Source organism: Salibacterium salarium (genome assembly GCF_030813635.1).
Lineage (GTDB): Bacteria > Bacillota > Bacilli > Bacillales > Marinococcaceae > Salibacterium > Salibacterium salarium.
Map to the genome: position 1 here is coordinate 175826 of NZ_JAUSUM010000003.1, position 24264 is coordinate 200089.

Genomic DNA, 24264 nt, shown 5'->3' on the forward strand with positions numbered 1-24264 from the left:
CGCCTCTATGCAATTAGGGCGACCTTTTTTCATTAAAAACTAGAAATACCGCTCCACTCTTGAAAACGATATAAAAGATAACGGAAACGGGAGTCATCAACATATGTCTCATAATCATCTGTATACCTGTGGTCTTCATTCGTCCACAACCGCTCAAAATATTGATCTACCTCGTTCATTACTTCTGTTTCAGAGGAAGCTTTGATTTTCACATCTGTTTCCAAATTGAAATCACCCATATTTCTTTTTGTAAAATTGGATGAACCTCCAATCAACACGTCTTCCCGTTCATTCTCTATGTAGACCATCTTTGTGTGAAATTGTTCCCCATCTGTCCGGTACCATCTAACATTGATATCCCCTTCTGATTTAGAAACAAGTTCATAGGCCACTGGGCGGTTAGGAATACCATTCTTTTCTCTTCCAAACGCATCTTTATTAGCATCTAATAAAACATTCACCACGACTCCTCGGTTGGACGCTTGCAGTAAAGATTCAATCACATCCCGATCCGATAAATAAAAAGCCCCTAATGTAACAGTTTCCCCTTCCTTTGCTTGATCGATTTCTTGGAGAACATGCTTCTCAATTTTACCTTCTGTTAGCAATTGAATGCTATAATCCCCCTCTTCCGGAGACGTAGGTTCTGGTTCCAAAGAGGAAAACAACGCTTCGTCTGCACCTGACATTTCGGCAACCGTTTGTTCTGTTTCTAACATGTCCTCTAATATTTCACCCTCAAAAACAAAACCAATATTCGAATGATAACCGCTCGCATCATGAACATTGCCAGAGGTAACCATTCCATGATTTTCGGTAATTAACGTCTTGCGGTGATTTGCTTTAAAATTTATCAATTCTAAGTAAGAACGTGCTGTTACATCTGGGGCATCCGGACTGAATGGGTTCGGAAGCCATCCTGTTCCCTCTGTTCCAAACCATTGTAGAAATGTCCTATAGAAACCGGAGTATACTGGATTAGAATCCCGTAACGGCTTCATATTTGAAAATAAGACGGAGATGTCATGGTTCTCTAATGTCGTCAAAATATCTGTCGAGTACGATCCATAAAATGTATTAATACGATCCGTTATGACAATAATCTCTATATTTTCGTTTTCTTGCCTTTTCTCCACCAACGCATCAACAATCTTTTCGGACAAACCTGGGAAATCCATCGATTGATCATACTGTTTGTTAAACAAAAACATATCTAACACAACGAAATCCTCTGCTTCATCAATCAACTCAATCATGCGGTCAAAAATCATTTGTTCTTGATAACTTTCTCCGTCTTCATGGTATGTAACGTCTCGTAAAAATTCAACCTCATCTACTTTATGTGTTTCCCCTTCATAAGAAACACCATCCGGGAGAGGTTTTAAAAAACCATAAACGGAATTAACGATAACAAGGATGAAAAGAATTCCTAACAAGCCAACACTGACTTGCCAACGTCTGCTGGTTTTCAAATTCTCTCTCATCGCTTTCATCCTAATCCCCTCTATCCTTTACATATCTAATGTTTATTTTTAATCCTCTTCTATCATAAACGATTGTTCAACGAAATCTAGAACCTTTATTTACATTTTAATATTTTACATACTCCATTAGACTAGCAAAATGCTACTTAGATAAGTTGGATATCGAGAAATTAGGAAAAGGAAGGAACGTCACGTTCGAGGACAGAAATAAAATGAATTCTCTTATAATTTAACATTTAGATGAATATAAAAAAGAAAATTGAATCGTTTTCGTCGAAATGCGTAGTAGAATAATTTTTATTTTTTTGGTGAATCTAAAAAATATAAGAAGGACTTTATAATGAATGATTAAAAAATTTGGAGTCATATAGGAACATGGTATTGTCAACCGTCGTACCTAATGTGTAGTCAAAATCCAAAGTGAACATGGAATAAAAGTCAAATGAGGAGAATACAAATGGGTGAAATTATTGTATCTTGGGCTTCACTTATAGGTCCCTGGTTTTTATTAATTTTCTTAGATTCAACAAAGATTAGACGATTTTTATCAGTAGCTTTTTTCGTTTTGATGCTCAACACCATCCATTTTCAAATGGCAGAAGTATATAATTGGTGGACTGTCACCAACAATGTCTTTTTTCTTACCAATATTTCATCTTTTACATATGGTTTTCTACCTGTGACAACAATACTTGTTTTTTATTTTACTTTCCCAAACCCATGGCTGTTTTTTGGGTTGAATATCATACTGGACGCATTTCAAGCATTTGTTATTAGCCCGCTTGTCTTTGAAAAGTTTGCTCTTTACGAACTGAACAACATGACTAACTTCGAACTCTTTCTGTTGATAATAAGCCTTATTCCCATTATTTATATTTACCAAAAATGGTATGAAAAACGTATAGTCAATTATTAAGAAGAGGGATTTAGAAAAGATACGGTTTCATGATCTTAGACATATGTCCATTACATATCTAATAGAAAAAATATTCCGATGAAGTCGATTAGTGAGCGACAAGACACTCGAGGATTGGAACTGCTATGGATATTTATGGTCACCATATAGTGGATATAGATCAATCAGCTGGATCCCATTTTAGTAAGTTTCCACAAAAAAAGAACAGAAAATTAAATTCTGCCCCAAATTAGCCCCATATATGGATAGTGCATGTTTCTAAGTGGCGCCCTAGACAGGATTCGAACCTGTGACCTACAGCTTAGGAGGCTGTTGCTCTTCCTCTGAGCTACTAGGGCTTGAATTAACAAACGCCATTGTCCGGTACTTTTGGATTTTGTAAAATATGGAACAAAAATGATATGAAACACTAAACCCTTTGCAATAATCAGTGTACATTTTTATCACTTAAATGTCACGTAAAATAAAAGTTCGCTAAATTAAAAAAGTGGCACCAAACTAAAATGCTTTGCTTTTATTCTATGCAGTGTCACATTTCTCTGACTAAAACGCAGCATTTTTCTTTCATAACTTACTTGAACGGTTCCCTGGCATATCAAAAACAACGAAGAAGCTTATTTTATACCGTTCGATCAGATAACAGACATAAAAAGAATAGGGACTTAACTCTGCTATATCTATACAATTCAACAGTTAATACAAAATCGATCCTGCTTCATGTTTCTAATTCAAAATCAAAATTTGTATGGAATAGATACGAGGAAAAAGGAAACATTAAAAACGAAAACTCTTTTGACCGGAGGAATTAATCGTGGAAACTTCACATGGTAACATACAGTTAACTGCAGCAGAAATAAGTCATTTATGGACGACTTATATGAATGATAGTGGTGCCATATGTCATTTACAATATGAATTTAATATAGTAGAAGATCCAGAAATTAAACAGATTATCGAATACGCCTTAAAGTTATCCCAATCCCATCTTGAACAAATCACACAAATATTCAATAAAGAAAACTATCCTATTCCACACGGGTTTAATCTTGAAGAAGATGTTGATGTTACGGCACCACGCTTATTTTCGAATACTTATTTTCTAAATTCCCTTAATCAACTTGGCAAGATTGGGCTGAATCAATATAGTGTAGCTTTACCTTTAGCAGTTAGGGATGATGTTTATCATTTTTTTAGTACTTGTCTGGGCGAATCAGATAAACTTATAAAGATGACAAATGATGTTTTAAAATCAAAAGGATTGTATGTTAGATCCCCCTATCTTCCAAAGGCAGAAATGTTTGATTATGTTAAAAAACAAAGCTTTCTTACAGGTTTCTTCGGAGAAAAAAGGCCATTACTAGGAACGGAAATCACGAATCTTTATGCTAATTTCCAAAGAAACGCCTTAGGATCTGCCACAATGATGGGGTACAGTCAAATTGCCCAAGACAATGAAGTCATGCAATATTTTATAAGGGGAAAGGATCTTGCCCAAAAGCACTGTGAGATATTTGACACTTATTTAAAAGATAATGACTTATCCTCTCTTTCAATGTTGGATTCTGAGGTTACCGGGTCAACCGATTTCGTCTATTCAGACAAGAAAATGATGTTTTATTGTTCTTCTCTAAATGCCCTCAGCATTGGGTATTACGGGGCAAGCATGTCCATGAGTCCTAGAAGGGATATCGGATTAATGTACAGCAGGCTAGTCGCTGAAATCGCAAAGTATGCTGACGATGGGGCAAAACTTATGATAAAAAAGGGGTGGATGGAGGAACCACCACGGGCAATTGATCGAGAAGAACTGGCAAAGAAGAATTAAAAATGAGAAAAATTAATCCTAATTCTTTAATTTTTAAACAAAAGGCAGACTTCCTTCCATTGGTCTGCTTTTTTATGTAAAAGCAGGGAATAACCCTGTTTAAAAGGAAAATTTCGTCGGTACTATTAGTTCTTTCTTCTTCATTTCAGTTTTTGTTTGATCAAGTAGTTCTACGCTTGTAATTTCCCTACAATCTGATTCTATTTGTAGTTCTGTCACTACCATATTATTTTCCCTATCGTTAAAACTTGTATGTGTAACTATAACTTCCCTTAATAGAACATTCTATAAGTAATTCAATAATTATCGAAAAAAGTAATTTAGTTAAAATACTAAAAAGCCAGAGAATGCCAACCCCTGACTTTCTACTTATTCCGTTTCTGTTATCCAGATGACCCCCCTCGAGAATGGGGCCTCAACTTCAGGATCAGAAAATAAAGAAATGCATCATGTCGGACACGCGACGACGAAAATTAAACAGAAAACTCTTCAATAATCTAAAATGAAGAGTTTTCTTATACGTATTTAAATAATAAGACTACTTCCCGTTTTAACCGATATTTGAGAAAAACCTTTTTTATCTTAGGATGGTTTTGTCCCAAACTCTTTTCCTAAAATTCATTTTACTATTGTTGTTCGTTATCGTATGTTCTGGACATGGATTGTTCCTGCTGAAATTTTTGTTGAGCCTGTTTCACGTCTTGTTGCTCTTGCCTTACACGTTCTTGTGCCTGTTGTAGCTGTTGGCTTTCTGTTTGCAGCTGTTGCTGCGCATCGAATAATTGTTGATTTTCTGATTGTAACTGCTGAAAAGCCGTTCGAACATCTTGCTGTGCTTGTTGCAATTGTTGTTGTTCCTCAGGATTAGAAGCTTGTATATTTTGCAGGTTTTGTTGAACTTGCTCCACTACTTGTTGCGCTTGTTGTATTCCTTGTTGAGATTCACTGGATTGCGCTTGTTCTACAGCCTGTTTTGCTTGATGAACAGACTGCATTACTTCCGGTAATTGATATTGTTGATTTCGCTCCGGCATAACGAAAGCCCCCATTGTGATTAGTTTTTTACCTCTACCGTTATCATGCACACCATCGCATTTATTATCCCAAATCTCCATTGAATACACCCCACTGAATAACATTACAATTAAATTTTGCGACTTTTTATGTACGTCTTCCATTTTTAAAATCAGTCATATATAATTATTTTTCGCCAAATACATTTATATATAACAATTAAAACTATATACATTTATTCAAATGCTGAATACTAAATTTATCTAACCGTATATATTTATATCTTCTAAAAACTTAGAAAAAAAGGGGGCACATCTTATGTCCTTGACAAATTTTTATAAAAGTTTCTTTTACCTTTTAGGTATGGTTATCAATTTCTTAGGGGTATCTCTACTAGTTAATTCCGGCATGGGGGCTGGGTTCTGGGCAGCTTTTTTCACCGGCTTATCTAATCAAATCGGTCTAACCGTCGGAATCTGGTACGGTTTTTTTCAATTAGTGTTTATTTTCGTAAATGGGTATCTTCTCGGCAGACGTCCAGAACATTGGGCAGTCATCCCTCTCGTATTGGAAGCAATTATTCTTGATTTTTGGCTGGAGGTTGTATTTAAAAATTTACATTTAGTTGCCGCTCCATTATTTGTTCAAATTGCCGTTTTTTCAACAGGCATACTATGCGTGAGTTTAGGTGTTGCTATTTATATCATGCCTGGGTTTCCAACAGCACCGGTTGATCAGTTATTCCTTTCTTTCAGCGAACGCTTTAATTGGAATATCCGCACGTCTCAAACTCTTATAGCTGTCGTAGTAGCTGGAACTGCATTACTAGTCGGCGGACCTGTAGGAATTGGAACCATTATTGTTGCCTTGTTACTCGGAACCTTTATTCAATTTTGGCATGAAAAACTGACAGCCTTTTATCAACTTCATTTTAATAACAAAGATATAGTGTACTCTTCCCAATAAAGATGAGGGCTTCTCGCCCCTCATCTTTTTAAGATAGGAAAGTGCGCTGACCATATTAGAATCATAAAAATCGATGTTGTTGCTTCCTCCAAGTGATTCGGGACGGAAAGCGGCGTATCTCTGCTAAAAAAAGACTAAAAAGGGACGGTTCTTGGGAAAATCACCTAAAATCCGTCCCTTTTAATAATATTTTTGTACTTGTAAAACCTATTTAAGAGAATGATCAATTCCCTTATAGTGTAGGAGTTTTGTTATGCCAATTGTAGAGTTAATTATAAGAATGATTCTGTCGTATTTTGTATTACTCACGGTAACCAGGATGATGGGACGAAAAGAACTTTCACAAATGACCTTTTTTAATTTTGTGTCTGCGATTGCGATTGGAAGCATTAGTGCAACACTTGTAACGGATACATCACTGAGTATTCGAAACGGAGTAATTGCTTTAGCAGGATGGTGTCTGTTCACAATTATTTTAGGCATTATGGATATAAACTCGAGAAATGTCCGACTAGCGGTTGAAGGAGAACCAAGAATACTAATAAAAAACGGCCTCGTCATGGAAGATGAAATGCGTAAAGTTCGCTTAGACATGGATGCACTAAACGCCTTGCTTAGACAAAAAGAAGTATTTTCTATCACAGATGTAAACTATGCTATATTTGAAACAGATGGGAATCTTTCTGTCATGAAAAAAGAGTTCAAATCACCTGTTACCAAAACAGATATGAATATCCCGCCTAAAACACCTATGTATCCCATTGAAACAACCATCATCAGCGATGGAAAAATAGTTACTTCAAACCTTGAAGAATTAAATCTAGACCAATCATGGGTCGAACAGCAATTGCAATCTGCTGGCATTCCATCGACATCCGATGTGTTTTATGCCGAGTTACAAAAAGATGGGTCCCTTTATATTGATAAGAAAAGCGATATTCCCCTTTAAATGAAAAACGGTGTCCTTTATCGACACCGTCTCTCTTTATCGTTCGTTCAACGTGTGTATTTCTAGTTCTTTTTCCTGCAAATAGACCCGGTAATCTTCTGTCAGTTCATCTGTAATAAGCGTATCTATTTTATCCCAATCTGCAACTCGGGTAAAAGATTGAACATCATACTTTGTATGATCTGCTAATAAAAAAACTTTATCTCCTACCTCAATCATTTTTTGTTTTAAATGAGCCTGAAGTTCATTCGAATCACTTAGTCCTTTCCCCAAATGAACACCTTGACAGGAGAAAAACACCTTGTCTACATGGTATATATCCATCCCGTATTCAGCAAGAGGACCGACAAATGACAGGGATCTAGAAGACAAGATACCACCCGTGGAAATGACTTGTATATTGTATTTATCACTTAGTTCTGCCGAAACCTTAATCGAATTCGTTAACACGATTAATGGAATATCAGGAAGACCTTTAGCCATATACCATGCTGTAGAACTGGCATCCAATATAATTCGGTCATTTTCCTCCACAAACTCCAGCGCTTTATTTGCTATTTTGTTCTTTTCTTCTACATTCGTTATTTCACGTTCAAAATAGGGCGTCTCTGTTTTTTCCTGCTTAACAGAAACCGCACCACCATGACTACGTTTAATTCTCTTTTGTTTTTCAAGGTGATCTAAGTCCCTACGAATCGTTTCTTCTGTTACACCAAATTGTTCACTCAATTCAGTTACCCGAGCACTTCCTTGTTCATCCACCAATTGAAGAATTCGTTCATATCTTTCTGCCACTAACACTCTTTTCCCTACTTTCCGCTTATACGGTGAGGTCTTCACCGTTATTTACTCCTATCGTACCACAAAAGGTTTCATATGCTCGATGCCATATCTTTTCTTCTTCCGGAAAATAATATTGCATCTCTGTTGTTTTAAGTGTGATAAGTCTTGCCTGTGCCAGGTTTTCTACTTTACCAATGGCCATCAGTTGAACCATAATATTGCCGATGGCACTGCCTTCAATTGGACCAGCCCAAACTGGTTTTCCAAGAGCATTCGAAGTATACTGACATAATAATTCGTTTTTTATTCCTCCGCCAACCATATGCAGGCCATAAAAAGGAGTTCCAGCCAAACTTTGTGTTCTTTCAAACACATAACGGTATTTAAAGGCAAGGCTTTCAAGCACACACTTAATTATTTCACCTCTTGTTTCTGGTACTACTTGATTTGTATCTTTACAATACTGTTGAATTTGTTGTGGCATATTAGTTGGATGAAGAAATTGGAAGTCGTCAGGGTCGATAAAACATTGGAAGGATTCAACGTCCTCTGCTTCTTTCAAAAGCTGATTGTAATCTACAGGCTCTTCATATTCCCAAATACGCTTACACTCTTCCAAAATCCATAAACCCATAATGTTTTTCAACAGACGGAAAGTATCATGTACTCCGCCTTCATTCGTAAAATTCCAGTTAAACGATTTTTCATTTATAATCGGATTTTTAACCTCTGTTCCCATTAAAGACCATGTACCACAGCTGATATAGGCAAAATCCTGGTCCATTGCAGGTATTCCTGCAACCGCAGAAGCTGTATCATGTTCTCCTGCTGCGATGACCGGAATCGGTTCAACGTCTAACTCTTCACAAACCGATGCACTCAATTCACCTATTACTGTTCCCGGCATAGCTATCTCTTGAAACAAATCTTTATCAATACCTGCTGCATTCACAAGTTCTTCGTCCCAATCCATGGTTACTGGATTAAATAATTGCGTTGTCGTAGCATTGGTGAATTCCGTTTTTTTCACTCCGGTCAAAAAATAACGCAACAAATCCGGCATTAACAATAGATCTTCTGCTTCGTTGAACAACGGCGACTTGGTTTGATACATCGCATACAACTGATAAATCGTATTAAAAGGCAAAAATTGAATACCGGTTTTATCGAAAATTTTTCGTTTACTTAAAACATGTTGATGAAAATCTTCCATGACACCATCTGTATGCGAATCTCGATAATGATAGGGACTGCGAAGCAGTTCACCATCACTTCCGAGTAATCCAAAATCTACCGCCCACGTATCAATCGCCATCGCCTCTAGTGTTTCTCCCGTTTTTTTAGCCTCTAGAATTCCTTGTTTTACTTCATAATATAACCGATGCACGTCCCATTGTAACCGTTTACTAATTTGAACAGGAGTATTGTCAAACCGGTGTACTTCCTTCATTACCAATCGATTATCTTTTATATCAGCAAGAAGCGCTCGTCCGCTTCCTGCTCCGATATCAAAAGCTAATACACTCACCAGCTGGCACCGCCTTTACCGCGTGTTAGTATTTTTTCTGCATAACCGCTTTCCTGATAAGCTTTCATTGGGTCAACCGCTGCACCCATCTCTTCACGCACCGCTTGAAGAAGAGGGGTTACATCACATTCATAAGCTTCGCGCACTGCTTGTTCTGCCCGTAACACGTCTTGCTTTTCTTGTGCTTCTTTTAATTCTTCTAAGTTGACCAAGCATGCTTTGGCATACAAATTTTGTACATTTAAAATAGAACGAATCATAGCCGGAATTTTCGGTTCAACATTGTGACACTGGTCAAGCATGTAAGCAATATTACCAGCTGTAGATACGACTCCCTCATCACTATCTTCTTCTGCAGCCACAATTTGTTGAAGAATTAAATAAATTTCATGCGGATTATGTGCGGCTACAATTAAATCATCATCGGCGTATTTTCTACTATTAAAATGAAAACCGCCAAGACGTTTTTCATCTAACAAATAAGCAACAATATGTTCAATATTTGTAGCTTGTGGATGATGACCGGTATCTACAAGGACTTCCGCATTTGGGCCAAGTTTATTGGCCATATTGAAAGCCATTCCCCAATCTGCGAGGTCTGTATGGTAAAAAGCCGGCTCAAAAAATTTATATTCAATCAACATCCGCATATCTGAGTGCATTTTGTCGTACATTGTTTGCAAACATTCCTGCATCCATTTTTTTCTCTGCCTGAAATCAGCTTGACCTGGATAATTGGTTCCATCTGCAAACCACAGGCTTACTATTTTAGAATCGACTTCTTTAGCAATATCCACGCATTCCAACAGATGGTCCGTTGCTTTTTGACGAATGGACGCATCCACATTTGTTACACTTCCGAACTTGTAATCATTGTCTTGAAACAAATTCGGGTTTACCGCTCCTATTGATAAATCAAGGCTTTCCGCATGAGATTTTAACGCTTTGTAATCGTCTACTTTATCCCATGGAATATGAATGGCTACCGAAGGACTCGTTCCTGTAAATTTATGAACTTGGGCAGCATCTTCAAATTTTTCAAACGGATCTCTTGGCACTCCTTCTTGTTCAAAAACTTTAAAACGTGTACCCGAATCTCCAAATCCCCACGAAGGCGTTTCCACTTTTAACTGTTTTATTTTGGATTTAACTTTTTCTATATCAATGCCCCGATCCTTTTGTTGTTCTTCAAATAGTGCATAATGTTTATCAGTCATCATCTCACAGCCTTTCTATTATCGATTCTAAATGGGATAAGCTATGGTACTCATCAGTGCCAGCTCTGGTTGTGTCGAATCAAGCCTGCTATATTGCACGACAACAGGTTCATTGCTTTGAACTTCTATAGCATAAGGAACATTTTCAGGTATTTTTTCTCCGTCTTTTTCTAGCAAACTAGTACGTATATGCTTTGTTCTTTTGCCCTCAACACCTACTTCTATATTTTCAATTGGAGGTCTGTCTTCAAAAAATATATTAATGTTCAGATATGCCTCTTCCGCATTACAATTCAACACACAAATCGATTCATGACTTTCTTGAACACCTGTACTATTTGGGGGGATAAACCCATCAGGAATGACCCAATGAGTTTCCCCTGTTTTATTTACGGACATATTTTTCACCTCCTATTATCTTGCAAAAGCAGCTGGAACACCGCCATCTACTGTAATCATGGCTCCTGTCGTTTTCAAAGATTTAGAAGAGGCAAAAAACGCAATAGCTTCGGCAATATCTTTTGGATAAATATTTACTTTTAACGTGGTTCGTTTACGATAGTGTTCTTCCAACTCATCTGGATCAATACCGTAAGCCGCTGCCCGTTCATTTCTCCAAGCTGAGGTCCAAATATTTGATCCTTGCAGGACAGCATCCGGCAATATGGAATTCACTCGAATACCGTGCTCCCCACCTTCTGCTGCAATGCAACGGGCAAGATGAGCTTCCATTGCTTTTACTGAGCTGTATGCGGACGCATTTTTCCCGGCGTATACCGAGTTTTTCGAACCAATAAATACCATACTGCCACCAACGCCTTGTTCTTTCATTTTTTTAAAGGCTTCACGTGCTACCAAGAAGTAGCCTGTACCAAGAACATTCATGTTTAAATTCCATTCATCAAGCGTTGTTTCTTCAATCGGACTTGACGTTGCAAGTCCTGCATTATTCACAACAATATCTACTCCACCATACTGCAGAATCGTCTTTTCATATGCCTCTTGGACAAGCTCTTCCTTCGTGACATCCACTTTGACTGCCAGTGCCCTGCCTTCACCATATGTTTGATTGAATTCCTCGGCTTTTTCTAGTGCGCCTTCTTCGTTTAAATCAGCAAGAACAACGTGTGCCCCGTCGTCGAGCAGTTCTTTTGCAGCGGCACTCCCAATACCACCAGCGCCGCCGGTGATGAACGCTACATCACGAGAGAATTCTGCTTCCGGTGGAGCAAGTGATAATTTATACAACTCCAAAGGCCAGTATTCTATATTATACGATTCATTTTCATTCAAAGATACAAAGTTTCCAAGAGCCGTACTTCCCTTCATAACCTCAATCGCACGATGATATAAATCACCACTAACGTTCGCCATTTTAAGGTTCTTTCCGGAGTTAACCATCCCAATACCAGGGATTAAAATAACCCGAGGTGCTGTTTCAGACATTTCATCGCCTTCATTTTTGTTTCTTTCAAAATAGTTCTTGTATTCTTCTTTAAAAGAGGCGACTGTTTGTTGAATTTTTTCGGTCAATGCTGTTACATTTTCTTCTTGGGGGTTCCAGTCGATAAACAGCGGTGTTCGTTTTGTATGCACCAAATGGTCAGGGCAAGCCGCACCCACTTGTGATAATTCCAGTGCATCATTGCTGTTCACAAATTCCAGCACATTTTCATCATCTGAATATGTCAGTAACATTTTCTTGTCATCGCTTACTTCTCCACGGATGGTAGGTAAGATCTGCGCCAGCACTTCTTTACGTTTTTCCGCTGGTAAAGATTGATATTTTTGCCCTCCAAAAGTGTTCGTCTGTTCCATTTTTTTCATTAAGTAAGATTCAGCCTCTTGAATAACTGAAATCGTTGTATCGTAACTTTCTTTCGACGTTTCACCCCATGTCACTAATCCGTGTTTTTCCATGAGCACCAATTCTGCATTTGGATTGTTTTTCACTCCGTCGGCAATCATTTTAGAAAGGGAAAATCCAGGACGTACGTATGGTACCCAGACAAAACGATCTCCGAAGATTTCTTCAGCGACATTTTTACCATTATCTGCGCAACAAATACTGATAATAGCATCTGGATGAGTATGATCAACATGTTTAAACGGAAGAAAGGCATGTAAAAGCGTTTCAATGGAAGAACGAGGATGTTTACTATCCATCATACAATGAGATAAGTAATCGACCATTTCTTCGTCGCTCATTTCTTCTCTATCCAATAACGGACGGATGTCATCCATACGTAAACTAGTGAAATGTTTACCCCCCATTGTAGCAAGATCCGATCCGCTTCCTTTGACCCACATGACCTCCACGTCACGACCGCGGAAATCTTTTTCAGTTGTTTTAATAGAAGTATTCCCTCCACCAAAATTTGCAACCGAACGATCAGATCCTAACAAATTTGAGCGATAAACCAATTCATCGAGCGTAGAGTTCATTGTTCCAGCATTTTTTTCATTCCAAAGATTTTTTGTCATCTTCAACCTCCACTTTTATATTTTCTATTTCTATAATAACAAATTTGGTTTTATTTTTGAATATATTTATTTTATTTTTTGTTAACGTTTACAAATTAATTTAAGTCACTTTCTATTAAAAAATCAAAAGACAACAAAGATAAACATAATATTGTGATATGATTTATAGTAAGAACAATAAATGGTAATAAATAGAGTGAAGAAAGGAGTTAGTATAATGTTTGCAGATTCATTACACCCTAAAGTTGCTTTAATAACGGGTGGCGGCTCCGGCATCGGTCGTGCAACAGCTCACTTGTTTGCAAAAGCAGGAATACAAGTTGGTATCTTAGATAAAAATATCCATAAAGCTGCAGAAACAAAAAAAGAAATAGAACAAGTTGGAGGGAACGCGATAGCAATTGAAGCAGATTTCAATTATCCAAACCAGCTAAAACAAGGTTTTGACCAACTTATTGAACATTTCGGCAGACTTGATATTCTTTTTGCCAACGGCGGTATAGCTGGTGTAATGGCTCCAATAGAAACAATGGAAGTAGAAGAGTGGGATCAAACTATAAACACTGATTTAAGAGGAACCTTTTTATCTGTCAAATACGCTATTCCCTTCTTAAAGAAACGAGGAGGGAGTATTATTATTACCAGTTCTATGAGTGGAAATAGAGTTTTTTCTCAAACTGGATTTACTGCCTATAGTACTGCAAAAGCAGGTCAAGTTGCTTTTATGAAGATGGCTGCCCAAGAACTCTCCTCATACCACATTAGAGTTAATGCCGTTTGTCCTGGAGGCGTAAAAACAGATTTTAAACATAGTCTGGAGCGAACGTCAGAACTTGAGACATTTAGAAATGACCAAGGATTCACTAAAAAGTCGTTTTCTAACCCTGCGAAACCGGAACAAATCTCTGAGTTAGTGCTTTTTTTAGCATCTGATCACGCTTCACACATTACTGGAACGGATATATCCATAGACGGAGGGGAGTCATTGGGAATTTAATAAATCTCCCTAATCAGTCACACGATTAGGGAGAACTTCCTTCCGTAGTTCTCTTCTGGATTAACTCCGTTGGGGTATATCCCGTATGTTTTTTAAAAATCGTCGAAAAATAAGCCGGATTGCCATAGCCTACATTTTCCGATATTTCATACATCAAATGATGACCTTCTTGTATCATATTCTTCGCTTTTTCCATTCGGATTCTCGTTAAATAATCTTTAAAAGGCTCTCCAACGACACTCTTAAAAATCCTTCCGAGATAATTACGTGATATATAAAGTTCTTCTGCTAAGTCGTGCAGTGTGATATTTTCATGCAGCCTCTCCTGTACAAAATCAATCATTTGTTCAACAATTTGACGATGCTTAAGGTTTTCATCCCATTTTTGATGGTGACATATTTCCATAACAATCTCTTTTAAACGTACAGATAATTCCTCCCAAGATTGCTTTGTAGACAGTTCTTCATAGATATCAAAATCACCCGGAAACATATCACTAATGCGAATACCTATATCAAAAAGAGAATACGTCATCATCGTCCACATTTCTATCCCCAAATGTACAGCTGAGGGCTGATGAAACGGTTGATTGGACAACCTTTCAAACAAAGAATTCATAACAGCACATGCTCTCTCTTCATCTGCGTACCGAATAGCATCCGATAGTTTTTGATTGATTTCAATCGAATCGGCTAATAAAGTTATACGCTTAGACTGCTCTTTTTCTCTCATAGATACTTCATTATTATCATTAAAAGACATCCCATTTGATGCCGATTCTGGAAGGTTTTCAATCGCCTCTTTTGTAGAGTGACTGATTTCTTTCCAGTTTTGCTTCACTTGACCTGAAGTAATGACGACATCGACTTGTAAATATGTTTTTATACTTTGCTCTAGGTCACGTATGAGTGCTAGAATATCTTCATTGTTTCTAGTATCTATTTTTGGTACATGGATGAACAGCGCAGCCTGATGGGTGTGAAACTCAACAAAATGAAAATCGTCGAACCATTGTTGCGCAGCTTCTTTAATAACATTATTGGAGGCAAAACGAAATAAGTACCAATCTTTTTGAAAAAGGTCTGATCTCTCCAGCTGTTTCGTATAAGCAATAAGCACTGTGACATGGTCTTTATTATTCCACTGTTTAATATAATCATCAGCTAATTCGGGCACATCTTTAACTACATTCGTCCCGGTAATAAGGGACTTTATCCACTCTTTTTCAATGACCGGTTCATATAGCTGTACTTTTTCTCGAAGTCCGGCAAATTCCAATTTCTCCATTTTTCGCTCTTCCAGCCGTCCAATTACTTTTGTTAACACTTCCTCAATCGTAGTTCTTGAAGCAGGCTTGGATAAATAATCATCTATACTCAAGCGCATGGCCTTACGGGCATATTCAAAATCACTATAACCACTTAAAATAATGACTTTGCCATCATAACCCTCTTGCCTTAATTCCTCTATCATATCCAAACCATTTTTAACCGGCATATAAATATCCGTGATAATTAAATCAGGCTCTGTCTCTCGAACCAACATGCTCCCGGCCTCTCCGTTTTTAGCTTCCCCACCCCATTCACAATCCAATGTTTCCCACGGAATAATCTTTTTCATTCCTCTGAGTACACTGTCATCATCATCAATAATCACGACCTTCCACATCTCTGTCCTTCCTCCTTTCCAAATGCACTACATCGCTTTGTTCAAAAAATGCTTTATCCGTTATCTTAGGAATAGTTATTCTTACCGTTGTTCCTCCCGTATCATTACTATACAAAGAGACATTAGCTAAATAACCAAAGTACACATGTAAACGATCGTTTACATTTTTGATTCCATACCCACCCGTATCGGAGTGAGACGTGTTCGTATTCATATGTTGAATACCTTTGCCATTATCAATCAGTTCAAAAACGAGGTCATGTTCATTTTCCATTACATTCAGTTGAATAAAGCTATCCTTGGAATCCGGAAAACCATGGATAATAGAATTTTCTACAAAAGGCTGCAACGTTAATTTTGGAATAAGGTAACGAAACATGCCTTCCCCTTCATTGATTTCATAAGAAAGGGTATCTTCCATTTTTATCTTTTGCAGTTCCAAATAATGACGCAAATAGTCCAATTCGTTTTGGACTGTTATAATACTTTCCCCTTTGGATAACCCAATACGCAGCATTTTCCCCAACAATTCCATCATTCTGCTCATATCATCATCTCCACGTTCGATAGCACGCCAATTTAATTGATCGAGCGTGTTATACAGAAAATGAGGATTGATATTTGCCTGTAATGCTTTAATCTCCGCTTTTCGCTGCCGGCGGTTTTTATCAATTAAAGATTGATAAAGTAGTTCACTTCGGTGTATAAGCTGGCGATACCCTTGAAACAACTGTCCGAATTCATTTTTATAATCAGTAGGCAATTCTCCGGATATATCATGTAGTGGATATTTATTCAAAACTTTCGTCAAATACATAATCGGATTGGTGAATTTTTTTGTGAGATACAGGGTTGCAAGTAACGCAACAATAATGGAAATCGTCCCAATAATAGTAAGCCAACCAGCAATTTCTCTTCCCCCTTCTGTAAGCTCCTCCATTGGTGTAATCTCTATAAATGTCCAATCCGTACCCGGAATAGCTGTTGATACGACTAAATGATTTCCCTCCCTACTTGCTTGATTAGAGAACCCTTGCTCTTCTTGAAAACGCACAGCGGTTTCTTGGAGATATTCTTGTGTATCCTCCGGTATAGAAATCGACGTTGTACGTGACAAAACGGATGTTTCTCCATCAAGCAAGATTAGTCTTGAATGATCGCTTCTTTCCTGCATCCATTCTTCAATATAAGAAGTACTGATATTTAACACTAATACAGCCTGTCGGTCCCCTCGAGCTGAATAAACGTTTCTGCCGTAACTCATTACGTTTTCCGTATCAAAATCAAAGTATAACTGTATCTCTCTCTCATCAAGCCATCCAGAACTAGTATTATTAAGCTTTTTAGACCAGCCTTCCTCCAGCATGGATAACGGTTTATATTGAACTGGATGAGGGCCATTACTTGGCGGTTGTTCCATATAAATAGAAACAGAATGAAGGCCGGGAACACTATAAGTGATATTAGAAAAATCTAAATTTACCGATGAACGAAGACGACGGTCTTCTTGTGAATTACCTTGGTTTGATACTCGAAGTAAATTTTGGAAAGCATTCTGACGTGACATACCAATCGATGTCTCGTGATAATTATCCAATTCACTGCTCAAATCTTCACTTAAGAGATTCAACTTTTCTTCTTGATGTTTTAAGGTTGTATTTATACTTTCTCTCGTTGACAGATGATAGGTGACATATATAATGACGACTAAAAGAACGGTCACAAACAGAAAGAAACTGATAAAAAATATATTTCTGATTTTGTATTTCTTAAATATCTCCATCGCCCAGTCCCCGCACTCATTATTATGATACCGCTATCATATATTAATTTAATCATACCTTATATGGCAAAAAAGGAGAAGACAAGTTGTCTCTCCTTTTGATTTCATTTTATTTATCTCAAATTGTATCAGGCTGCAGGCCTGATTTCTTGAAAACTTTCAAGCATATATTCATAATCACAGCTGCCGGAAGACTTGCTCCATAAAACACCATAACTCCCGGAAACATGATAAATAATGCGGTAATGAGAGCCATGGTAATAACTAAAAAAAACACATATTGCAAGTTTGCAACTCCTAATAATAACGAATAACGAATAGATTCTTTTACGTTTGCTTTCATATGAGAACGGACAGGAAAGATTAACAAAATAATAAGGACAAATAAAGAAACGACAGCGATAAGAATAAATCGCGGAATCATACTTGTATCTAGTTCCATCATTGATCGACCGCTCAAATAAAGCAAAGCACTACCCCAAATGATAATAACCCCAAGAACATTCGCCGGTACAAATTCTTTTTTAAACGTGTCCTTAAACAAGGTGAACAGAGAAGCCGTGTCTTCCGCGATAAGTCCTTTTGACAAAAATGCTTGTCGTAACACTGTAAATGCTGCTGCCAAGGCGGGGGCCCATCCAAAAATACCGAGCCCCAATACAGTAAACATCACCCAAAACAGGTTAATCGTAGCAAGCCTGGCTAGCCATTCGCATATGGAAAAAGCACCGTCTCCCAACTTTCGAACATTCATGTGTATCTCCTTTTCAGCATCATTATTTTAGACCGGTTGTTGAAATTCCATCCACTAAATACCTTTGGAAAAATAAGAATAGGATGAATTGCGGCAACAAGGATAAAGAAGACATTGCCAGCAATGGCCCCCATGATGTTCCTGCTTCAGCATCCATAAAATTTCTCAATCCTAGCGAAACCGTTTGGATCTCGACACTATTTAAATAAATCAACGGAGTTAAAAAATCATCCCATGACCACATGAATGCAAATATAGCTACAGTAACAAGTGCTGGTTTAAGCAGAGGAAGAACAATTCTCCAAAACACACCAAACCTTGAACAGCCATCTATAATCGCTGCTTCATCCAACTCTTTAGGTATCCCCCTTATAAATTGAATCAACAAAAATATGAAAAACGGTGTGCCACCGAGAAAGTGTGGAACAATCAGCGGATAAAACGTATTCACCCAGTTTAATTGTTGAAACAACAAATATTGAGGTACCAAAATGATTTGAATAGGCAATAATACAGTCGATATCAAGCAAACAAATAATAGTTTTTTAAATTTAAAATTAATACGTGCAAATCCATAAGCTACGATACTACAAGACATTAACGATCCAATAACGACCATTCCTGTTACAAACAAGGAGTTTCGAAAGAATACGTCAAATCCGGTTCCTCCAAACCCCTCCCAGCCTTCTGGATAGTTTAACCAATCCCACTCGATTGGTATTAAAGCAGCCGCATTAGAAAACACTTCCGTCTCCGGCTTCAACGAAGAGCCAAACATCCAAAGAATTGGGTAAAGCATCAGAAAACTGAACGCAATGACAAAAATATAATAGATAGCATCCGATAGTCTAGTTTTTTTATTCATTATTAGCTCCTCCCATCCTAATCATAGTGCACCCACAGGTTAGATGATTTAAATATTAGCAAGGTAAAGGCACCAATAATGACTAGTAGAATCCACGCCATTGCTGAGGCATACCCCATATTTAAAAACTCGAAAGCAACTTCATACAAGTACACCGCATAAAACATGTAGAATCTCTTGGGCCGCCTCCTGTAACGAGAAATGCCTGGGTAAATGTCATAAAACCTGCTATCATTTCCATCACTAAGTTAAAAAAGATAATAGGAGTTAACATCGGTATCGTCACTTTAATAAATTTCCTAATTGTCCCGGCTCCATCTACACTTGCTGCCTCATATAAGTCTTGTGGTATTTGACGCAGTCCAGCGAGAAAGATAATCATAGGTGCTCCAAACTGCCAAACGATCAGCAATATAAGAATAGACATGGCAGCATCCGCGTTTCCAAAGAAACTGATGGTACCGAGTCCCATCGAATCTAGTATCGTATTGGCCGCCCCGTCTCTTCCGAATAGCTGACGCCACACGACTGAAATGGCAACACTTCCTCCGATGATGGAAGGGACATAATAAATGGTTGTGAATAGTCCAGAGCCTTTTCTTCCCGTATTAAACAGCAAAGCTAAAAATAATGAAAATGCTAATTTTAACGGAACAGCAATAGCAACAAAAGTAAACGTTGCCTTTAATGCTTTTAAAAAACGTGGATCATTCGTAAACAGTTCAATATAGTTGGAAAACCCTGCCCACTTCGGAGCACTTAACATATCATAGTCTGTAAATGATAAAATAAAAGAATATATCATCGGCCCAATAACTAGACCGAAAAAACCGATTAACCATGGAGATATCATGGCATAACCTGTCAACGATTCCTTCATTCTTCTCCGTTTTCTTTCTTTTTCTACAAAGGCGGGAGAAACCGTCCTATTTTCCAAAACTTGATTGCTTTTCATGGTTAACTCTCCTATTTTGCGGGCTTGATGAACATTCATGGTTATATAAGCGAAAGGAAAAGGCGGAACCCGCTTTCTGAGCCCGCCCCTCTACTCCTTACCTGCTCTTTTCTTATTGGTTGGCTTCCTTTGTTAAGCCCCGATATTATTGTGCCAAGATTTGTTCTGCTTCTTCTACAAAACCTTCCACACCTTCTTCAATCGTCATCTCTTTATACTTCACATTCTCAATCATGCGATCAAACGCTGCTCTGACTTCCGCTTCACCTGGAGGCGGTAATGGCTCGGAATCACCAGCTCTTTCTTCCAGCACCTCGAGAAACTCAAATGTTTCTTGTACTGTCTCATCAACCTCGGATGATAAACTTTCTCTTACTTCACCAGCAATCGGAACTCCACGTTCTGCTCGTAAAATTTCATTAGCTTCTTGATGATTCGTTATGAAATCAATAAGTTTTGCTGCTGCTTCTTGTTTTTCTTCGCTTGCGTTATTAGAGATCATAAAAGACATACTTGGTCGTACCCAGTTGCCGGATTTTTCTCCATCCGCTGCATTCGGCATAACGTTTAACCCTAAGTCTGCTTCTGACAACGTCTGCACTCCAATTAAGCCATTACTTGCAGCACTTGCCATACCAGCTTCTTCATTAGCTACCATTGATTCTCCACTTTCGTTGATTTCAACAGCAACGTCATGCGGCGTTGCAACTCCCTCGTCCATCCAAGTAGTTAAAATCGAAAGAAAATCTTCTAGTGTCTCATTTTCAAATCCTACACCAGTTCCATCTTCGTTATAAAAATGTTGATCAAACTGCCGCACATAGTGAAAGAATGTTTCATATTCGGCTTTAACAAAATCATATCCCCAGAAATCTTCTCCTTCTTCTTCCGAAAGTCTCTCCATTTCACCATGTAAATCGTCATAGGTATAACCAGGTTCTAAGTTAATATCATAATCTTCAAACAATTCTTGGTTATAAATAGTCGATAATCCATTCGACCCGGCTGATATAGCATAAGTGCTGTCATCTACTACGAGCATATCTTGATATACATCACTAACATCTTCCATATTAATAGTACCTTCATCAATTAAATCGTTTAAATTAAGCGCTAGGTCACTGGAAATATATTCGGTCAATTTGGAATTATCCATTTGTACTATAGCGGGTAAATTGTCACCAGCGGCTTGCGTCGTCAATCTTTCCCAATAACTATCCCAGCCCGTATACTCCGGTTCTACAACAATATCCGGGTTTTCTTCTTCAAATAACTCTATTGCTTCTTGGGTAATATCATGACGTTCGTCGTTCCCCCACCATGCAAAACGAATTGTCGTTTGTCCGTCTTCTGCCTCGCTGCTTGAATCTCCAGAAGCATCCTCTTCTGGACCACCTGGACTACAGCCGACAACAGCGACACTTAAAAACGTAAGACCCAAGTACTTTTTCCATTTCTTCAAAATAGACCCTCCTTAAACTTCATCTTGAAAGTGCTTACAATTAATATTATAAGCGCTTTCATTAACAATATATATATGATAAATGTTAAATATATTTTGAAAACTAACACAATTTATTTGTTTTTGTCGCTCCTGTTTTATTTTTGTTTTCATGTTCCTTTACTTTTATTTGAACAGGACCAATTAAACCTGATTTCAACTTCGCATCATCCATACGATTCGCCATATTATTTGTAACCTCGACAATTAACCTATTTTCCCCTATAAATATATAATTAGGATCGAGAGAAAAAACATAAGGCGCCCAAAACTTTATCCCTGCTTCTTTTCCGTTTATATATACTTTAGCGATTTGACACACTTCTCCTAAATCCAAAAAAACAGATTCATATTTTTTGTTTTCTTTCATTTCAAATGTGTTGTGGTACACCATGGTACCTGAATACCGATCCAAATCACCCCAACCGGTCCACGATTTGAATTGATTGTTATTTTCTAATTTTATTGGTATATCGTTTATTTTCCATTGCTGTTGGAATGGCAGAATTTGCGTTCTTAGAAAAGATCTTGATGAGGTACGCATAACTGGATTTTGACTAGAATTAATACAATAAATGATTGTTTCTCTTCTATTTAATGTTAAAGGAATAATAGTTGAATCTGATTGTGGTTGATCTACCACTTCTCCAGTCCATGGGTCCCATTTTTCGACTTTCCCTTTCGTTTCTTTACGTAATTCTCCTTGGTAATATTCATCACCTTCATTAGAAATAAAATAATAGGTGCGATCGCATTTTTTTAGTTTGCTTATTCGCAAATCTTTAGTTGATGGTTGTAATACGTAGTTTGATTGGAGTTTTCTTAAAAACTCTTTTTCATGTGACATAGTTTGCGCTCCTGCTACATGGTTTAATGAACCATCAACTAGTACCATACCACCATTGGCTGTAAAATTCTCTAACATTTTCACGGTATCATTTTGCACATCTATATTATCTCCCAAAACAATAGTTGTATATTGCTGCTGTTCGATACTTAGTCTATGATCCAGCCTGCAAAACGGCAGTAAGGATTCTTCGAGATAATTAAACTCTATTTGGTTTTCGTACAACGACTTCGTTACTTTCCATGGTAAATAGTCTTCTGTACATAGAACAGCAACGTTCGTATCATTCACACTATCGGTCTGGAGCCAACTCAACCGTTTCATATACTGTGCAAAATATTTAAAATACGGCCACCACGTGTTATTAGGTCCAACATCCGGCGGTCTTTCGTGACTTCTTTTTCTTCCCTCGATAGAATAGTAAAAAGCGTGCGGGCAAAATAAGTTCACTCCTCGTATGGCAAGCCAATCGATATACCATTTCATATCTCCCGGACTTAGCGCCCACTCGCTTTCCTTCCCACAAACACCTAAAAACTCGTTTAAATTCCGTCTCCTTCCTCTATGTCTTGCTGCATCTGCCGAGCACTTACCAGCCGTTGAATGCTCTCCTTCTAATCCTTTCCCATCTTCTGGAGCAACCCAGCGCCATACGACATCTTGTCCGGGAATATGAAAAGGAGCTAACAGGCCAATATCATTACTAGCGGCTGGGTGTCCTGTCAGAGATATATCGTGAGTTTCGCACCATTCGCTTATTGGCTCGTAATAAGCAGAAGTTAATTTTGCATGAACGGTTTTTCTATAATCCGAGCGGACCACATCCGTCTTCTCTCCACCTTCAAACCATAATACTGGCAAATCGGTTTCATTATTTCCCTGGTTCAAATAGAACGGCAGAAATTCTGTCGTCCAAGGAATCAATCCAGGAAGCGAATTTCTTCCTAATATATCTGGTTCATCGGTAAACATTGCTAGAATTGTGTTGCCAAAGTATTTATCGAGAACTTCATAATAACGATCATGGGTTGATTGTATAAATGCATCTACCGCTTCCGCATTTAACAGGTCAGCAGAAGGTGGTGCATGTTCTTCTCCATCATCTTCACCAAAGTGAATGCCCCGGATTGTTCCTTCCGAATAAGTTTCCACAAATAACAACATTGACCAATTTTTCTCATCAGGAGGAGAGAATGTTACTATCTCCCCTTCATTTTCAAGCAATATTGTCGCTGTTGGGTCAATAGATGATGGGGATAACTTTTTAACCGCTTGAGCAGACACTATCTTTTCTGTTGAAGGGAGATTTATTTTTAACTCCTTGTATTTACCACACGGCCACTCCATCATTTTCAAGCCCCGACTTCTATACTTCGGGTTTCTTTTCACTACTTGGCCATGGGCAGATCCTGATGGATACATAGCTTCGTCATACAAAATCACTTTCATCCCTAATTTTGAAGCCTCTGCCACAGCAGTTCTCACGTAATTCATAAACGTATCTGACAAATATTCTATCTCTTTTGGCAGACCAATTCTCGGGTGCAGAACAAATCCTTTAACCTCCTTGTCGTAGAAATCATGGATTTGCCTCTTAAGTTCTCTGTTTGATAAATTATCATTCCAAAACCAAAACGGGATGGGAGTGAACTCATCTGCCGGAGAAATGAATTGATCCTTTAAAGAACGTACCATGTTTCAACCCCTTCATTGATTTATTTTCTACT

General features: G+C 37.9%; 19 protein-coding genes and 1 tRNA gene. 5 read left to right on the forward strand and 15 right to left on the reverse strand.

What is annotated here, in order from left to right; all coding sequences use genetic code 11:
* Positions 1-32: 32 nt before the first annotated feature.
* Positions 33-1493 (reverse strand): phospholipase D family protein, encoded by a 1461-nt coding sequence (locus tag J2S78_RS12580; RefSeq protein WP_306899066.1) that lies wholly within the window; start codon positions 1491-1493, stop codon positions 33-35.
* A gap of 448 nt (positions 1494-1941) precedes the next feature.
* On the opposite strand from J2S78_RS12580, the gene J2S78_RS12585 reads away from it, so the two are divergent.
* Positions 1942-2400, forward strand: a complete 459-nt coding sequence (locus J2S78_RS12585; RefSeq protein ID WP_306899067.1) for a hypothetical protein — start codon at positions 1942-1944, stop codon at positions 2398-2400.
* A 263-nt stretch (positions 2401-2663) separates the two neighbouring features.
* Here the strand turns inward: J2S78_RS12585 and J2S78_RS12590 are convergent.
* Positions 2664-2738, reverse strand: a tRNA-Arg gene (locus tag J2S78_RS12590).
* Between the two features lie 473 nt (positions 2739-3211).
* Between J2S78_RS12590 and J2S78_RS12595 the strand changes: the two genes are divergently transcribed.
* On the forward strand, positions 3212-4225 hold the full coding sequence (locus J2S78_RS12595; RefSeq protein ID WP_306899068.1) for a DUF3231 family protein: 1014 nt from the start codon (positions 3212-3214) through the stop codon (positions 4223-4225).
* A 626-nt stretch (positions 4226-4851) separates the two neighbouring features.
* On the opposite strand, the gene J2S78_RS12600 is transcribed toward J2S78_RS12595, so the two are convergent.
* A complete protein-coding gene (locus J2S78_RS12600) occupies positions 4852-5340 on the reverse strand; it encodes a hypothetical protein (protein ID WP_306899070.1) in 489 nt (162 codons plus the stop codon).
* A gap of 217 nt (positions 5341-5557) precedes the next feature.
* Between J2S78_RS12600 and J2S78_RS12605 the strand changes: the two genes are divergently transcribed.
* Both J2S78_RS12605 and J2S78_RS12610 read left to right on the forward strand, forming a co-directional pair.
* Entirely contained in the window at positions 5558-6205 is a 648-nt protein-coding gene (locus tag J2S78_RS12605) for a YczE/YyaS/YitT family protein (protein ID WP_306899071.1), read from the forward strand.
* Positions 6206-6458: 253 nt separating this feature from the next.
* Complete coding sequence (locus tag J2S78_RS12610; RefSeq protein WP_306899073.1) at positions 6459-7154, forward strand: YetF domain-containing protein; 696 nt, start codon at positions 6459-6461, stop codon at positions 7152-7154.
* Between the two features lie 36 nt (positions 7155-7190).
* Here the strand turns inward: J2S78_RS12610 and J2S78_RS12615 are convergent, their stop codons facing one another.
* Genes J2S78_RS12615 through J2S78_RS12635 form a run of 5 tightly spaced genes read right to left on the reverse strand, consistent with a single transcriptional unit; the run spans position 7191 to position 13166 of the window.
* The gene (locus J2S78_RS12615; RefSeq protein WP_306899602.1) at positions 7191-7955 is read right to left on the reverse strand and encodes a DeoR/GlpR family DNA-binding transcription regulator; all 765 of its coding nucleotides are present in this window, start codon (positions 7953-7955) and stop codon (positions 7191-7193) included.
* Between the two features lie 19 nt (positions 7956-7974).
* Positions 7975-9465, reverse strand: coding sequence for a rhamnulokinase (locus J2S78_RS12620; RefSeq protein WP_306899074.1), 1491 nt, complete (start codon positions 9463-9465; stop codon positions 7975-7977).
* Entirely contained in the window at positions 9462-10682 is a 1221-nt protein-coding gene (gene rhaI, locus J2S78_RS12625; protein WP_306899604.1) for an L-rhamnose isomerase, read from the reverse strand. Before rhaI ends, J2S78_RS12620 begins: the two co-directional genes overlap by 4 nt.
* 27 nt (positions 10683-10709) lie before the next feature.
* Positions 10710-11081, reverse strand: a complete 372-nt coding sequence (locus J2S78_RS12630; RefSeq protein WP_306899076.1) for a sensory rhodopsin transducer — start codon at positions 11079-11081, stop codon at positions 10710-10712.
* A gap of 15 nt (positions 11082-11096) precedes the next feature.
* Positions 11097-13166 (reverse strand): bifunctional aldolase/short-chain dehydrogenase, encoded by a 2070-nt coding sequence (locus J2S78_RS12635; protein ID WP_306899077.1) that lies wholly within the window; start codon positions 13164-13166, stop codon positions 11097-11099.
* 217 nt (positions 13167-13383) lie between these two features.
* On the opposite strand from J2S78_RS12635, the gene J2S78_RS12640 reads away from it, so the two are divergent.
* Positions 13384-14163 (forward strand): SDR family oxidoreductase, encoded by a 780-nt coding sequence (locus tag J2S78_RS12640; RefSeq protein WP_306899079.1) that lies wholly within the window; start codon positions 13384-13386, stop codon positions 14161-14163.
* Between the two features lie 25 nt (positions 14164-14188).
* Here J2S78_RS12640 and J2S78_RS12645 read toward each other — a convergent pair whose 3' ends face one another.
* From J2S78_RS12645 to J2S78_RS12675, 7 genes are all read right to left on the reverse strand, one after another.
* A complete protein-coding gene (locus J2S78_RS12645; protein ID WP_306899081.1) occupies positions 14189-15832 on the reverse strand; it encodes a response regulator transcription factor in 1644 nt (547 codons plus the stop codon).
* On the reverse strand, positions 15810-17615 hold the full coding sequence (locus J2S78_RS12650; protein WP_306899083.1) for a sensor histidine kinase: 1806 nt from the start codon (positions 17613-17615) through the stop codon (positions 15810-15812). The genes J2S78_RS12645 and J2S78_RS12650 overlap by 23 nt, the downstream gene beginning before the upstream one ends.
* A gap of 118 nt (positions 17616-17733) precedes the next feature.
* A complete protein-coding gene (locus J2S78_RS12655; protein WP_306899085.1) occupies positions 17734-18369 on the reverse strand; it encodes a YesL family protein in 636 nt (211 codons plus the stop codon).
* A gap of 22 nt (positions 18370-18391) precedes the next feature.
* A complete protein-coding gene (locus J2S78_RS12660; protein WP_125554366.1) occupies positions 18392-19234 on the reverse strand; it encodes a carbohydrate ABC transporter permease in 843 nt (280 codons plus the stop codon).
* 121 nt (positions 19235-19355) lie between these two features.
* Entirely contained in the window at positions 19356-20189 is an 834-nt protein-coding gene (locus J2S78_RS12665) for a carbohydrate ABC transporter permease (protein ID WP_306899089.1), read from the reverse strand.
* A gap of 145 nt (positions 20190-20334) precedes the next feature.
* Positions 20335-21651: an ABC transporter substrate-binding protein gene (locus J2S78_RS12670; RefSeq protein ID WP_306899091.1), complete on the reverse strand. Its 1317-nt coding sequence runs from the start codon at positions 21649-21651 to the stop codon at positions 20335-20337.
* A 103-nt stretch (positions 21652-21754) separates the two neighbouring features.
* The gene (locus J2S78_RS12675) at positions 21755-24232 is read right to left on the reverse strand and encodes a glycosylhydrolase-like jelly roll fold domain-containing protein (protein WP_306899092.1); all 2478 of its coding nucleotides are present in this window, start codon (positions 24230-24232) and stop codon (positions 21755-21757) included.
* Positions 24233-24264: the final 32 nt, after the last annotated feature.

What these genes read in the sequence shown, in the direction of transcription:
- J2S78_RS12580 (WP_306899066.1), bottom strand. Translation starts at nt 1,493, where the DNA reads ATGAAAGCGATGAGAGAGAATTTGAAAACCAGCAGACGTTGGCAAGTC.
- J2S78_RS12585 (WP_306899067.1), top strand. Translation starts at nt 1,942, where the DNA reads ATGGGTGAAATTATTGTATCTTGGGCTTCACTTATAGGTCCCTGGTTT.
- J2S78_RS12600 (WP_306899070.1), bottom strand. Translation starts at nt 5,340, where the DNA reads ATGGAGATTTGGGATAATAAATGCGATGGTGTGCATGATAACGGTAGA.
- J2S78_RS12605 (WP_306899071.1), top strand. Translation starts at nt 5,558, where the DNA reads ATGTCCTTGACAAATTTTTATAAAAGTTTCTTTTACCTTTTAGGTATG.
- J2S78_RS12610 (WP_306899073.1), top strand. Translation starts at nt 6,459, where the DNA reads ATGCCAATTGTAGAGTTAATTATAAGAATGATTCTGTCGTATTTTGTA.
- rhaI (WP_306899604.1), bottom strand. Translation starts at nt 10,682, where the DNA reads ATGACTGATAAACATTATGCACTATTTGAAGAACAACAAAAGGATCGG.
- J2S78_RS12630 (WP_306899076.1), bottom strand. Translation starts at nt 11,081, where the DNA reads ATGTCCGTAAATAAAACAGGGGAAACTCATTGGGTCATTCCTGATGGG.
- J2S78_RS12635 (WP_306899077.1), bottom strand. Translation starts at nt 13,166, where the DNA reads ATGACAAAAAATCTTTGGAATGAAAAAAATGCTGGAACAATGAACTCT.
- J2S78_RS12640 (WP_306899079.1), top strand. Translation starts at nt 13,384, where the DNA reads ATGTTTGCAGATTCATTACACCCTAAAGTTGCTTTAATAACGGGTGGC.
- J2S78_RS12645 (WP_306899081.1), bottom strand. Translation starts at nt 15,832, where the DNA reads ATGTGGAAGGTCGTGATTATTGATGATGATGACAGTGTACTCAGAGGA.
- J2S78_RS12650 (WP_306899083.1), bottom strand. Translation starts at nt 17,615, where the DNA reads ATGGAGATATTTAAGAAATACAAAATCAGAAATATATTTTTTATCAGT.
- J2S78_RS12655 (WP_306899085.1), bottom strand. Translation starts at nt 18,369, where the DNA reads ATGAATGTTCGAAAGTTGGGAGACGGTGCTTTTTCCATATGCGAATGG.
- J2S78_RS12660 (WP_125554366.1), bottom strand. Translation starts at nt 19,234, where the DNA reads ATGAATAAAAAAACTAGACTATCGGATGCTATCTATTATATTTTTGTC.
- J2S78_RS12665 (WP_306899089.1), bottom strand. Translation starts at nt 20,189, where the DNA reads ATGAAAAGCAATCAAGTTTTGGAAAATAGGACGGTTTCTCCCGCCTTT.
- J2S78_RS12675 (WP_306899092.1), bottom strand. Translation starts at nt 24,232, where the DNA reads ATGGTACGTTCTTTAAAGGATCAATTCATTTCTCCGGCAGATGAGTTC.